This is a genomic window from Phenylobacterium sp. FG114 (genome assembly GCF_057809855.1).
This window is the reverse complement of sequence record NZ_JBMDKU010000001.1, coordinates 217,075-229,692: the sequence shown is the minus strand read 5'-3', so window position 1 is coordinate 229,692 and position 12,618 is coordinate 217,075. Positions and strand designations below refer to the sequence as shown.

At 68.3% G+C, this 12,618-nt stretch carries 12 protein-coding genes; 6 read left to right on the top strand and 6 right to left on the bottom strand.

Annotated elements, in window-relative coordinates:
* Positions 1–29: 29 nt before the first annotated feature.
* Entirely contained in the window at positions 30–950 is a 921-nt protein-coding gene (locus ACODSY_RS01170) for a bifunctional helix-turn-helix transcriptional regulator/GNAT family N-acetyltransferase (protein WP_488949793.1), read from the bottom strand.
* Between the two features lie 46 nt (positions 951–996).
* On the bottom strand, positions 997–2,400 hold the full coding sequence (locus ACODSY_RS01165; protein ID WP_488949792.1) for a pyridoxal phosphate-dependent decarboxylase family protein: 1,404 nt from the start codon (positions 2,398–2,400) through the stop codon (positions 997–999).
* Positions 2,401–2,513: 113 nt separating this feature from the next.
* Here ACODSY_RS01165 and ACODSY_RS01160 point away from each other — a divergent pair, with 113 nt between their 5' ends.
* The 3 genes from ACODSY_RS01160 to ACODSY_RS01150 all read left to right on the top strand — a co-directional run bounded on the left by ACODSY_RS01160 (position 2,514) and on the right by ACODSY_RS01150 (position 5,054).
* A complete protein-coding gene (locus tag ACODSY_RS01160; RefSeq protein WP_488949791.1) occupies positions 2,514–2,924 on the top strand; it encodes an EVE domain-containing protein in 411 nt (136 codons plus the stop codon).
* Between the two features lie 2 nt (positions 2,925–2,926).
* Positions 2,927–3,688: a 3-keto-disaccharide hydrolase gene (locus ACODSY_RS01155; RefSeq protein ID WP_488949790.1), complete on the top strand. Its 762-nt coding sequence runs from the start codon at positions 2,927–2,929 to the stop codon at positions 3,686–3,688.
* Between the two features lie 166 nt (positions 3,689–3,854).
* On the top strand, positions 3,855–5,054 hold the full coding sequence (locus tag ACODSY_RS01150) for an MFS transporter (RefSeq protein ID WP_488949789.1): 1,200 nt from the start codon (positions 3,855–3,857) through the stop codon (positions 5,052–5,054).
* 33 nt (positions 5,055–5,087) lie between these two features.
* On the opposite strand, the gene ACODSY_RS01145 is transcribed toward ACODSY_RS01150, so the two are convergent.
* On the bottom strand, positions 5,088–5,456 hold the full coding sequence (locus tag ACODSY_RS01145; RefSeq protein WP_488949788.1) for a PaaI family thioesterase: 369 nt from the start codon (positions 5,454–5,456) through the stop codon (positions 5,088–5,090).
* Between the two features lie 208 nt (positions 5,457–5,664).
* On the opposite strand from ACODSY_RS01145, the gene ACODSY_RS01140 reads away from it, so the two are divergent.
* Positions 5,665–6,696, top strand: a complete 1,032-nt coding sequence (locus ACODSY_RS01140) for an aspartate-semialdehyde dehydrogenase (RefSeq protein ID WP_488949787.1) — start codon at positions 5,665–5,667, stop codon at positions 6,694–6,696.
* Positions 6,697–6,699: 3 nt separating this feature from the next.
* The gene (rarD, locus tag ACODSY_RS01135) at positions 6,700–7,635 is read left to right on the top strand and encodes an EamA family transporter RarD (protein ID WP_488949786.1); all 936 of its coding nucleotides are present in this window, start codon (positions 6,700–6,702) and stop codon (positions 7,633–7,635) included.
* A gap of 303 nt (positions 7,636–7,938) precedes the next feature.
* On the opposite strand, the gene ACODSY_RS01130 is transcribed toward rarD, so the two are convergent.
* From ACODSY_RS01130 to ahcY, 3 genes are all read right to left on the bottom strand, one after another.
* On the bottom strand, positions 7,939–9,066 hold the full coding sequence (locus tag ACODSY_RS01130) for a serine hydrolase domain-containing protein (protein ID WP_488949785.1): 1,128 nt from the start codon (positions 9,064–9,066) through the stop codon (positions 7,939–7,941).
* Positions 9,063–9,908 carry a PfkB family carbohydrate kinase gene (locus ACODSY_RS01125; protein WP_488949784.1) on the bottom strand — a complete coding sequence of 282 codons (846 nt, stop codon included), beginning with the start codon at positions 9,906–9,908 and terminating at the stop codon, positions 9,063–9,065. The genes ACODSY_RS01130 and ACODSY_RS01125 overlap by 4 nt, the downstream gene beginning before the upstream one ends.
* 132 nt (positions 9,909–10,040) lie before the next feature.
* Positions 10,041–11,432 carry an adenosylhomocysteinase gene (ahcY, locus tag ACODSY_RS01120; protein WP_488949783.1) on the bottom strand — a complete coding sequence of 464 codons (1,392 nt, stop codon included), beginning with the start codon at positions 11,430–11,432 and terminating at the stop codon, positions 10,041–10,043.
* A gap of 155 nt (positions 11,433–11,587) precedes the next feature.
* On the opposite strand from ahcY, the gene bioB reads away from it, so the two are divergent.
* The gene (bioB, locus tag ACODSY_RS01115; RefSeq protein ID WP_488949782.1) at positions 11,588–12,586 is read left to right on the top strand and encodes a biotin synthase BioB; all 999 of its coding nucleotides are present in this window, start codon (positions 11,588–11,590) and stop codon (positions 12,584–12,586) included.
* Positions 12,587–12,618 lie beyond the last annotated feature (32 nt).

Genomic DNA, 12,618 nt, shown 5'->3' with positions numbered 1-12,618 from the left:
TGGTTCGAGTCTTTCGGCGCTGACGCGCTCTACAACTTCAGCCGCCAGGTCTCGCTCACCTCGGGCTTGCCGAAGTCCTCGTGGGTCCACTGGTCGACCAGTTCGAAACCTGCGGCGGCGTAGATGCCCCGCGCGGCGCTCAGCACCTCGTGGGTCCAGAGCACGATCTCGCGGTAGCCCTTCTCGCGGGAGAAGCGCACGCACTCGTCCACCAGCCGCTTGCCCAGCTTCTCGCCGCGCGCCGCCGCTTCGACCATCAGCAGGCGCAGACGCGCCACGCCCGGCTCGGCGTCCTTGACGATGAACACCGACCCCACCCGCTCGCCCCCGCGCTCGGCGATCCAGCACCGCTCCAGCTCGGGGTCGTAGTTGTCCAGGAAGTCGGCGCAGATCCGCGCCGTCACCGCCTCGATGTGCGGCGCCCAGCCATAGGTTTCGCCGTAGAACACCCCGTGGCGTTCGGTCACCCAGCCCATGTCGCCGGTCTGGTGGCCGCGCAGCACGACCGGCGGCTTCACCGCCTGCGGCTCCAGCAGCGCCTGGGCGGTGTCCAGCGCTCCGGCCAGCTCGGCCTTCTGCGGCCAGGACAGGTCGCCGATCAGGGTCTCCACCCGCTCCACCGTCTTCGCGTTCAGGCTGGCGAAGAAGGCCTCGCCCTGCGCCGTCAGGCTCAGCGTCACGCTGCGCCCGTCGCTGGGCGAGCGCGTGCGAGCCACCAGGCCGTCGCGCTCCAGCCGCGCCAGCATCCGGCTGAGATAGCCCGCGTCCAGATCCAGCGCGGCCGCGATCGCGCCGGGCGTGATCCCGTCGCCGTGGGCGATCTCGTACAGCACCCGGTTCTCGGCCAGGGTGTAGGGCCCGCCCATGTAGCCGCGCTCCAGCACCCCGATCGCGCGGGTGTAGAAGCGGTTGAAGCGGCGCACGGCCGCGACGGTGTCGATCTCTGCCATGGCCGGATTGGGCGGCAGATAGTTGCCTCCGTCAAGTATCTTCGTGTCAGCGCCGCAGCACAGACGCTGTGACCGCGATGGCGCGCGCGACATCGGCTTCGGTCGTGCGCCAGTTGCAGACACTGATCCGCATGCAGCGCTTGCCCTGCCAGGTCACCCCGCCGAAGAAGGCTTCGCCGGTCGCGTTGATCAGCTCGATCACCCGGTCGGTGCGCCGGTCGTGGTCGGCCTCGACGGCGCCCGGCGCGAGGTCGCGGAACCGCACCAGGCCCTGGTTCAGGCCCGAACCCGCCATCCGCGCGGCGCCCGGCAAGGCGGATAGCCCGTCTACCAGCGCCTGGGCGAGACGGCAGGTGCGCTCGACAACGTCGGCCAGGCCCTCGGTCCCCAGTTCGCGGAGCGCCGCGTAGATCGCGAACCCGCGCGCCCGGCGGGAGAACTCAGGGTTCCAGTCGATCTGGTCCCGCGCCGCCTCGGCCGCCGGGAGATAGCTGGTGGCCAGCGTCATGGCCGCGCGATGCGCGTCGGCGTCGCGCACGAAGGCCAGGCCCGAGTCATAGGGCACGTTCAGGTACTTGTGCGCGTCGGTGGTCCAGGAGTCGCAGAGCTCGATGCCGGCCGCCAGCGCCCGTCGCTGGGGAGCCGCCTTGGCCCAGAGGCCGAACGCGCCGTCCACATGCACCCACGCGCCGTGCGCCCGGGCCAGCGGGACAAGCGCCTCGAAGGGGTCGAAGGCCGCGCGGTTCAGGTCGCCCGCCTGCAGCACCACGATCGTCGGGCCGCCGCCTGCGGCCAGCGCAGCCGACAGGCCCTCGGGCGTCACGGTCCCCTCAACGCTCAGCGCCAGCGGTGCGATATTGTCCGAGCCCAGGCCCAGCAGCCGCACCGCGCGGTCCACCGATCCGTGCCGCTCGGCGTTGGCGAGGATGCGGATCGGCGGCGCGCCGGCCAGCCCCTTGCGCTCCACGTCCCAACTCGCGTCGCGCAGCACCGCATGGCGGGCGGCGGCCAGGCAGGTGGCGTGCGCCATCTGGGTCCCGGTCACGAACCCGACACTGGTCTCGGCCGGCAGATCGAACAGGGTCTTCAGCCAGCCCGCCGCGATCTCCTCCACCACCGAGGCGGCCGGCGAACAGGCGTGGATGCCGGCGTTCTGGTCCCAGGCCGTGGTCAGCCAGTCCGCGGCCATGGCGGCCGGGACGCCCCCGCCGATCACCCAGGCGAAGTGCCGTCCGGTCTGCGAACCCAGGATGCCCGGCGAAGCGTCGGCGGCCAGCTCGTCGATCACCTGCGCCGCCGGGGTCCCGGCCCGCGGCAGCGGCCGCGCCAGCCGCGCGCGAAGTTCGGCGAGGCCGACGGTCGTCGCCACCGATCGGGTGTCCAGGCTGTCGAGGAAGGCCTGCGCGTGGGCGGCCGCGCGGTGCAGGGCGTCGTGGTCGGTCGAGGTCATTGCCGACGGATTGTCCTGGGGCGGCCCAAGGTCAACGACCAGAATCCAAACTGCGGCTGTACGTTCCGTTTTCCGCCATGCCATCTTCCGCGCCGAACAGTGAGGACGCCGCCATGGGATCGTACTGGCTCGTGAAGTCCGAGCCCGCCAAATACGCCTTCGCCGACCTGCAGCGCGACGGGAAGACCGTCTGGGACGGCGTGCGCAACAACGCGGCCGCCCTGCACCTGAAGGCCATGAAGGTCGGCGACGAGGTGCTCTACTACCACTCCCAGGAGGGGCTGGCCGTGGTCGGCGTCGCCAAGGTGGTCAAGGAGGCCTTCCCCGACACCACCGACCCCGCCGGCCGCTTCGTGGCGGTCGAGCTGGCGCCCGTGCGCGAGCTGAAGCGCCCTGTCACCCTCCAGGAGATGAAGGCGACGCCGGCGCTGTCGGCGCTGGAGATGATCCGCCAGGGCCGCCTGTCGGTCTCGCCCGTCCGCCCGGAAGAGTGGGCCGCAATCCTGAAGATGTCGGAGACCTGAGCATGGCGTGGATCAAGCTTGCCCTGGGCGTCGCGGCCCTCGCCCTGGCCGGTCCGGCCTGCGCCCAGAAGCCGGAGGACACCGAGCAGGCGGGCCCGGCGCCCGCGATCGTCACCCCGGCCGCCCAGCCGGGCGGCGCGCCGTCGGACGCCGTGGTGCTGTTCGGCGGCAAGGACGCGTCGGAATGGGTCTCGGTGAAGGACGGCGGCCCGATCGGCTGGACGGTCGAGGACGGAGCCCTGGTCGTGAAGCTGGCCGCCGGCAACATCCAGACCAAGCGCACCTTCGGCAGTTACCAGCTCCACATCGAATGGAAGGTCCCCGAGGGCGTGACCGGATCGGGCCAGTTGCGCGGCAACAGTGGCGTCTTCCTGGCCGGGACCGGCCCCGGCGACGGGGGCTACGAGCTGCAGGTCCTCGATTCCTACCAGAACACCACCTACGTGAATGGCCAGGCCGCCAGCATCTACAAGCAGTCCCCGCCACTCGCGAACGCCATGCGTCCGCCCGGCCAGTGGCAGGTCTACGACGTGGTCTGGACGGCCCCCACCTTCACCGCCGACGGCAAGGTCAAGACGCCGGCCAAGGTCACCGCCTTCCACAACGGCGTCCTCGTCCAGAACGACTTCGTCCTCGCCGGCCCCACCCGCTACATCGGCAAGCCGGAATACGCCCCCCACGGCCGCTCCCCCATCAAGCTGCAAGCCCACAACGGCGGCGGCCCGGTCAGCTTCCGCAACATCTGGGTCCGGCCGCTGGACTAGGGACGACGCTGTCGCGGCAACCGGCCACTGGCCGACAGCGGACGCCCCAGACGACCGATTAGCGTCGGCATCGGCCCCAGCCCACGGACAGCCGCCGGCGCCGAACAGTCCGTCGAGGTCCGGAATGCGCCAGCGATCAGTTCTGCTGGTCGCTACTGCGGCGGCCATGAAGCATCCAAATTTCCGCGAAACGTCGTCCCCTGCTCCGCTGGTGGCCGGTAGCATTCCACTTCTGACGCTTGCGGCCGCGGTGGCGACGTCGACGAGCTATGCCGTCCAGCCCGAACTCGCCCTCATCGCTGCCGATCTCGAGGCGTCCGTAGCATCGACCAGTGCGGCCGCGGGGCTGCCGATCGTCGGTTACATGCTGGGACTGGGGTTGTTGGTCCCGCTGGTGGACCGTGTGGCGGCGAACAGGCTCGTGCCCGCCCAACTCGCCGCGCTCGGCGCCTCTATGGTCCTGACCGCGGCCGCCACCTCGGTGGAGCTTTTCGGGGCTGGGCTGTTCCTATCGGGCGTGTTTGCGAGCACGGGCGCGCAGATGAGCACCCTGGCCGCAAAGCACTCGCCGATCGAGCGCCGCGGGCGCGCCCTGGGGACCGTAACGGCAGGCATCTCCGTGGGGATTCTCGCCGGCCGCATGCTTGGCGGGGCGCTGACGGACGTCATGGGCTGGCGCGCCATGCTGGCTGTATTGGCAGGCGTCTGCATGCTTTGCGCGGGAGGCGCGCGCGCTTTCCTGCCCAAACGGCTCGAGCCTTCGCCCGACTCGTGGCTGTCGGGTCTCCTATCCGCACCGCAGCTGTTGCGCACCCACCCGGGCCTGGCAATCGCGGCCTCGGCTGGCGCGCTCTGGTTCTTCGCCTTCAGCCTGATCTGGGTGGGTGTCTCGCTGGCGCTGTCGTTGCCGCCGCTCGGACTGTCACCCACCGCCGTAGGCCTCTATTCGCTCGCAGGTCTCTCCGGAATGGCCGCGACACCCGCCGCGGGACGATTGGCCGATCGCTTCGGAAGCGGGCGCATCGTCGTGACCGGCCTGGTGGTCGCCCTGGTCTGCGTCCTGGCGATGTGGCCCGCCTTAGGCCTCGCACCGCTGTTGCTCCTCGCGCTGGCGCTGTTCGATGCCGGCCTCTTCGCCGCGCAGGTCGCCAACCAACGCCGCGTGCTCAGCATGGACCCGACGCGCCCCGGCCAGTTGAACAGCACATATATGGTCATCTACTTCGTCGGCGGCAGTGTAGGGGCGGCCACGGGTGGGCCTCTGGTGTCGACCTTCGGATGGCCGGCAGCGGTCGGCATCGCCGGCCTCGCGATCACTCTCGCGCTCGCGCTCTACATGGCGCGTCCGTTTCCGCCGGAGAGGTGACGGGCCTTCGCGGCAAGCCGGGAACTGTTGAACCTACGGAAAGATCGTCATCTGCGTCTGGATCACCAGGGCGAGCAGCTTGCCGTCGGCGTTGGTGATCCGCGTCTGCCAGACCGACGACCGCCGGCCCACGTGCAGCGGGGTCGCCTCGCCCTCCACAACCGAGCCCAGCGGCGCGCTCCCTAAGAAGTTGGTCTTGCTTTCCAACGTAGTGGTGCGCGCGCCCTCCGGCAGGTTCATCACCCCGCCGATGGCTCCCAGGGCGTCGGCGAAGGCCATGTAGGCGCCGCCGTGCAGGATGCCGCCCGCGGTGCACAGGTCGTCGCGCACAGTGAGGCGTCCACGCACCCGCTCCTTCGTCCGTTCGACGATCTCCACCCCCATCAGGTTGGAGAAGGGCATGCCGGTATCCAAGGTCTCGTCCTCCATCGCTTCGGGTCAGATTGGACGCGGCCGCTGCACAAGACCATGACCCGCGAGGTCATCGACGCGATGCATCTTCCATCCCGGGCGCACGAGCCTATCTGTGACGGCGTTCAGGATCGCTCGGTTGCCTTGGCAGGCCGCAGAGCGTAACGGGACGCTCCCTCAAGTTATAAGGAAGACGCCAATGGGTTACCGGGTCGCCGTCGTCGGCGCCACGGGCAACGTGGGCCGCGAGATGCTGAACATCCTCGAGGAAGTGAATTTCCCCGTGGACAAGATTCACGCGATCGCGTCGCGCAAATCCATCGGCGTGGAAGTCTCGTTCGGCGAGAAGATCATCAAGTGCGAGGATGTGGAGCAGTTCGACTTCTCCACGGTCGATCTCGTGCTGATGAGCGTCTCGGGCAGCTTCTCCAAGGAATGGTCGCCCAAGATCGGCGCCGCTGGCCCGATCGTCATCGACAACTCCTCGGCCTGGCGCATGGACCCCGACGTCCCGCTGATCGTGCCCGAAGTGAACCCGGACGACGTCGAGTGGGCGAACAAGAAGAACATCATCGCCAACCCGAACTGCTCGACCGCCCAGCTGGTCGTGGCGCTGAAGCCGCTGCACGACCTGGCCAGGATCAAGCGGGTGGTGGTCTCGACCTACCAGTCGGTCTCCGGCGCGGGCAAGGAAGGCATGGACGAGCTCTGGGACCAGACGAAGGGCATCTTCGTCCTGGGCGCCCCGCCACCCAAGAAGTTCCCCAAGCAGATCGCGTTCAACGTCATCCCCTTCATCGGGTCGTTCCAGGACGACGGCTACACCGATGAGGAAGCCAAGATGTGGAACGAGACCCACAAGATGATCGACCCGGCGATCAAGCTGACGGTCACCTGCGTGCGCGTGCCGGTCATGGTCGGCCACTCCGAGGCGGTGAACATCGAGTTCGAGAACCCGATCGACGAGGACGAGGCCCGCGACCTGCTGCGCGAGAGCCCCGGCCTGAACGTGATCGATAAGCGCGACTCCACCGGCTACATCACGCCGAAGGAGGCCCAGGGCGAGTTCCCGGTCTACGTCAGCCGCATCCGCAAGGACTCGACCGTCGAGCACGGCCTCAACATGTGGGTCGTCGCCGACAACCTGCGGAAGGGCGCCGCGCTCAACGCCGTCCAGATCGCCGAGCTGCTCCACGCCCGCGGCCTGATCAAGACGAAGGTGGCCGCCTAAGCCATGACACCTGCTCCCGCGCCCGGCGGTGAGGCCCGCCTGGCGCTGGGGGCGGGCATCACCTGCTACCTCATCTGGGGCTTCGTGCCGCTGGTCTTCCAGGCCATCGGGCACATGGGCGTGGGCGCGTGGGAGATCCTGGCGCACCGCATTCTCTGGAGCATTCCCACCGCCATCGTGATCGTCCTGCTGGCGAAGCAGGGCCGTCAAGTGATGGCGGTGCTGAAGAAGCCGAAGACCCTGGCGTGGCTGTTCCTCTCGTCGCTGCTGATCGCCACCAACTGGGTGGTGTTCATCTGGGCGGTGACGTCGGACCGGCTGCTGGAAAGCAGCCTCGGCTACTACATCAATCCGCTGGTGGTGATGGCCGCCGGCGCCCTGATCTTCCGCGAGCACCTCGACCGGATCGGGCTGTTCGCCATCGGCCTCGCCCTGGTGGGGGTGGTGATCCAGGCGGTGGCGCTCGGCCACCTGCCCTGGGTGTCGCTAGTGCTGGCCTTCAGCTTCGGCGGCTACGGCGTGGTGCGCAAACAGGTCGCCGCCGACGCCCAGACCGGCTTCCTGGTCGAGACCCTGCTGGTGGGCGTGGTGGCTGTCGGCTACCTGGCCTGGCTGGCGGGACAGGGCGGCAGCCACTTCGGCGATCCCGTCGCCGCGGCCTGGTTGGTCGCCTGCGGGCCGATCACCGCCATCCCGCTGGTCCTGTTCTCGTGGGCCGCGCGGCGCATCCCGCTGTCGATGATGGGCTTCCTGCAGTTCATCGCGCCGACCATCAGTTTCTTCATCGGCCTGGCCCAGGGCGAAGCCTTCACGCCGGTCCGCGCCCTGTCCTTCACCTTCATCTGGGCCGGGGCGGCGGTTTTCCTCTACGGCGCGTGGCGCAGGTCGCGAACCGTGCTGCGGGCGACCCGCGAGGCGGCGGAGGCCGCCGCGGAATAGCGCCATGCGCAAACGCATAGCGGTCAGGCGAAATCGCTGATCTGTGCAGTGTTCAGATAGTGCTATCTATCGGTTGTCCAAACGGACAGCCCCGCTCCCCCGGGGCTCCCAGAAGAACCGAACCAAAGGTGTGTCACATGTCTCTCGCGACCTTCGAACGTGGCTTCGACCGCATCGCCCCGATCTTCCTGCTGGCCCTGGGCGTCTTTGCCGCCATCTCCACCGCTGGCCTCGGCGCGTAACCCGAGCTGATCCCAACACAGCTTCGGACAAGGGCCCCTCGCGGGCCCTTTTTCGTGGGCGTTACAGGCCTTCGTAGGCCGCCTCGATCAGCCGGCGGGGCCGCGCGTCGCCCATCAGGGCCACGCCCTGCTTGTTCATGACATAGGCCCCGCCCAGCTTCCGTTCGGGATCGGCGAAGGCGCACGAGCCGCCCCAGCCGGAGTGTCCGAACGTCTGCACGCCAGGCCCCCAGGGGAAGTTCGGTTCGTTGCGCATGAAGCCGGCGGCCCAGCTCATAACGAACGGCAGCACCAGGTCCTGTCCGCGGATGCGCTCGCGACTGGCCTCGGCGATCAGCGACGGCGACAGGATCTCGCCACCCTCCAGCCATCCGTCGTTGGCCAGGGCGCCCATCAGCTTCGCCAGGGCCTCGGCCGTCGCATGGCCGTTGGCCGATGGGATCTCCATACGCCGCCAGTCCGCCTGCCCCCGGCCCGAGGCCGAGGACCACGGCGTCAGGAAAGCCGCCTTGGTCGGTTCGTTGATCTCGCCGAAGTCGGGCACGGCGCTGGGCCGCTGCAAGTCGGCGACCCGGGCGTGTTCGGTGTCCGGCAGGCCGATCCACAGGTCCAGTCCGAACGGCCCGGCGACGTCTTCCCGCAGCGCTGTCCCCATGGTGCGGCCGTCCACCCGACGGAAGATCTCGCCGGTAATGTAGCCGATCGTGATGGGGTGGTAGCCGCTGGCGGTCCCCACCGGCCACATGGGCGCCATGGCCGCCAGCTTCTCGCAGATCGCCGCCGGGTCGAACCAGGTCACAGGATCCATGGGGTCGAGAAAGCCCGACAGCCCAGCTTGGTGCGAGATGACCTGCTCGATCGTGACCTCGCCCTTCCCCGCCTGGGCGAACTCGGGCCAGACGCTAGCGACGGTCTGGGCGTAATCCAGTCGGCCGGCATCCACCAGGCGCGCGATCATCAGCGACGCGACCGCCTTGGTGGTGGAGAACACAGGAGCCAGGGTTCGCTCGCCCCAGGCGATCGTCCGCTTGCGGTCGGCGAAACCGCCCCACAGGTCCAGGACGACCTCGCCCGCCTCCACCAGCGTGAACCGCGCGCCAAGCTCCTCGCCGGCCGCGAAACTGGCGGCGAAGGCATCCTTGGCCTGGGCGAACCGCGCGGGGGCGAACCCCGAAACCTCAACGCTCATAGGCGTTCAATACGCACTTCCGCGGTCGGATTCACGATCCGATCGGCCATGGCGACGATCGGCAGTTCCGGAGACTTCCAGGCCTCGGCCATGGCCACGGTCTCGGCCGCCGCCCGCGCGGCGCGTTCGGCCGCATCCCGGGGATCGCGGCCTTCCACGAGCCCGGCGCCAAAGCTGGCGGTCACCAAGTCGCCCGTGCCGTTGGGCGCGGTCGCGTGCCTGGGGTGCGCGAACAGCACGGCCTCTTCCTTGTCCACATAGAGCAGGCCGATCTCGTGTTCGCCGGCGGGCGCGGAGGTGACCAACGCGGGCTTGCCCAGCTTTCGCACGGCGTCGCGCGCCTGCTCGGCGGTGTCGAGCCGCGCGTCGGCCAGGAAGCCCAGTTCCCACAGGTTGGGGGTGATCCAGTCCGCCAGCGGGATCAGGCGGCGTTCCACCACCTCGGCGACATCGTGCTTCACGTAGAGGCCCTTGGGCGCGTCGCCCAGCACCGGATCCACGAGAACGAGCGGGCGGGCGCCCCAGGCGTCGCTGCGTTCGGCGCCGCGCACCCGCTCGATGACCCCGGCCGCGATTTCCACCTGCTCGGGGTCGGAGAAGTGGCCGGTGATGATCAAGTCGACCAGGCCGAACAGGGCGTCGGCTTCGATGTCGCCGAGCATGCGGCGAAACACGTCGGGTTGGGTGACTTCGCCCTGGCCGCCACGGGCCGGCGTGCGGCCGAACATGACCGTGGGCGCGAGCACCGGGTCGATCTTGTGCGCCGCCAGCACATACTGCTGCGCCGCCCCGCCGATCCGCGAGGCCGCGACGAACGATGAGAGGATAAGGGCGAGAGGCACGACAGGCGCCTCTACAGCAAAGTTAGAATGCGAACCAGCGTTCTTTCTACCTGTAATGGTAAACCCTAGGCATAGAGACCACCACAGATAGGTGCGGCGACGCCGGCTCGCGCAGGCGTCGCCTCTGCATTCCTAGTACCGGTAGTGCTCGGGCTTGAACGGGCCTTCAACGGTCACGCCGATGTAGTCGGCCTGGTCCTTCGACAGCTTCGTCAGCTTGGCGCCCAGTTTGTCGAGGTGGAGCATCGCCACCTTCTCATCGAGGTGCTTGGGCAGGGTGTAGACTTTCTTCTCGTACTTGGCGCCGTTCACCCACAGCTCGATCTGGGCGAGCGTCTGGTTGGTGAAGGACGCCGACATCACGAAGGAAGGGTGACCGGTCGCGTTGCCCAGGTTCACCAGGCGGCCTTCCGACAGCACGATGATCTTCTTGCCGTCCGGGAATTCCACGTGGTGGACCTGCGGCTTGATCTCGTCCCACTTGAAGTTGCGCAGGCCGGCGATCTGGATCTCGGAGTCGAAGTGGCCGATGTTGCAGACGATGGCGTTGTTCTTCATCGCCCGCATGTGGTCGACCGTCAGCACGTCCTTGTTGCCCGTGGCCGTGCAGAAGATGTCGCCCTTGTCGGCGGCGTCTTCCATGGTCACGACCTCATAGCCTTCCATCGCCGCCTGCAGGGCGCAGATCGGGTCGACTTCGGTGACCATCACGCGGGCGCCGCCGTTGCGCAGCGAAGCCGCCGAGCCCTTGCCCACGTCGCCGTAGCCCAGGACCACGGCGACCTTGCCGGCCAGCATCACGTCGGTGCCGCGACGGATGGCATCCACCAGGCTCTCGCGGCAGCCGTACAGGTTGTCGAACTTCGACTTGGTGACGCTGTCGTTGACGTTGATGGCCGTGAACGGCAGCTCACCGCGCTCGTGCATCTGGTACAGGCGGTGCACGCCCGTGGTGGTCTCTTCCGACACGCCCTTACAGGCGTCGCGGATCGCGGTGTAGAAGCCCGGCTTCTCCTTCAGGTACCGCTTCATCACGGTGAAGAGGGCTTCCTCTTCCTCGTTGGTCGGGTTGTTGAGGATCGACGGATCCTTCTCGGCCTTGGGGCCAAGCACGCAGAGCAGGGTCGCGTCGCCGCCGTCGTCCAGGATCAGGTTCGGATAGCCGCCGTCGGACCATTCGAAGATCTTGTGCGCGTACTCCCAATACTCGACCAGGGTCTCGCCTTTGATGGCGAACACGGGCGTGCCCTTGGCCGCGATGGCCGCCGCCGCGTGGTCCTGGGTCGAGAAGATGTTGCATGAGGCCCAGCGCACGTCGGCGCCCAGCGCCTGCAGGGTCTCGATCAGCACCGCAGTCTGGATCGTCATGTGCAGCGAGCCGGCGATCCGGGCGCCCTTCAGCGGCTGCGACTTGCCGAACTCGGCGCGCGTGGCCATCAGGCCCGGCATCTCGGTCTCGGCGATTTCGATTTCCTTGCGGCCCCAGTCGGCAAGCGACAGGTCCTTCACGACATAGTCGGTCATCTTCGATCCTGATCGGGAGATTAGGTGTTGGCGCCCCTATAGCCGCGCGGCCTTAATGGATCAACAATCACATAAAGAATTCTTTATGCGACCTGCGTTGCCCGCCGCAGCGTGACGGGGCTATCCGGGCGGCTTCCTCCCCCAAGGTAAAGCCCATGAACGCTCCGATTGGCCGCATCGTCGACCCTGCCCAGCCTCGCCACGACTGGACGCTGGAGGAAGTGGAGGCGCTGTTCGAGCTGCCGTTCACCGAGTTGGTGTTCCGCGCCGCAGAGGTTCACCGGCGTTGGTTCGATCCCACCGAACTCCAGCTCTCCCAGCTACTCTCGGTGAAGACTGGCGGCTGCCCCGAGAACTGCGGCTATTGCAGCCAGTCCCAGCACTTCCAGACCGCGACCACCGCCTCCAAGTTGATGGACGCCGAGACGGTGATCGCCGCCGCCCGCGACGCCAAGGCCGGCGGGGCCCAGCGCTTCTGCATGGGCGCGGCCTGGCGCGACGTGAAGGACCGCGACCTGCCCAAGGTCGCCGCCATGATCTCGGGGGTGAAGGCGCTGGGCCTGGAAACCTGCGCCACCCTGGGCATGCTGACGCCCGACCAGGCCAGGGCGCTCAAGGACGCCGGTCTCGACTACTACAATCACAACCTCGACACCGGCCCGGACTACTACGATCAGGTCGTCACCACGCGGACCTACCAGGATCGCCTCGACACCCTGGCCGCCGTGCGCAACGCGGGGATGTCCACCTGCTGCGGCGGCATCGTCGGCATGGGCGAGGCCCGTTGCGACCGTGCCGGCCTCCTGCATCAGCTCGCCACCCTGCCGAGCCACCCCGAGAGCCTGCCGATCAACGACCTGATGCCGATCGAGGGCACCCCGCTCGGCAAGTCGGATCCGGTGGACGGCCTGGAGTTCGTCCGCATGATCGCGGTCGCCCGGCTGGTCTGTCCGAAGTCGATGGTGCGCATCGCCGCCGGCCGCGAGCACATGAGCCGCGAACTGCAGAGCCTGTGCTTCCTGGCCGGCGCCAACTCGATCTTCGTCGGCGCCCGCCTGCTCACCACCAACAACCCCGGCCGCGACAACGACGATGCCCTGCTGGCCGACCTCAAGATGCGGCCGATGGTGTCGAAGGCGACCGAGACGGCCTGAACACTGCTGACAGGTCCTGACATCGAGACGCG